We start from the raw sequence: 310 nt of genomic DNA on the forward strand, positions 1-310 counted from the left end.
TGGGAGCGCTAGCAGCAGCTTGAGGGGATGCAAGCGACGCTTGTATCGATCTTTTCGAGACGGGCGGAGTCTTTAGCGTAAGGCTCTGACTCGAAGGTGCTCTTAAGTTCGCTGACGTTTGCGGCGAGGATCGGGTGTTGCGGGCACGGGATCTCGTAAATGGTCCAGTTGTTGTGGCGTCGAGATTGCAATACGCCGTGCTTTTTGAGGTAGGCGAGCTGTTTCGAGATTTTTGGCTGGGGAAGTTGCAGCGCTTCCTGTACGTGGCATACGCAGAGGGGGCCGCCTCGTAGCAGGTTGAGGATGCGTA

Annotated in this window: 1 protein-coding gene; it reads right to left on the minus strand. The window is 56.5% G+C overall.

The genetic code is table 11. The features are described 5' to 3' along the window. Positions 1-8: 8 nt before the first annotated feature. Positions 9-310 (minus strand): ArsR/SmtB family transcription factor (locus JIN87_RS28060; protein ID WP_200360080.1); only part of this gene is annotated, 302 nt, incomplete at its 5' end.

This window comes from Pelagicoccus mobilis (assembly GCF_016595505.1).
GTDB lineage: Bacteria > Verrucomicrobiota > Verrucomicrobiia > Opitutales > Opitutaceae > Pelagicoccus > Pelagicoccus mobilis.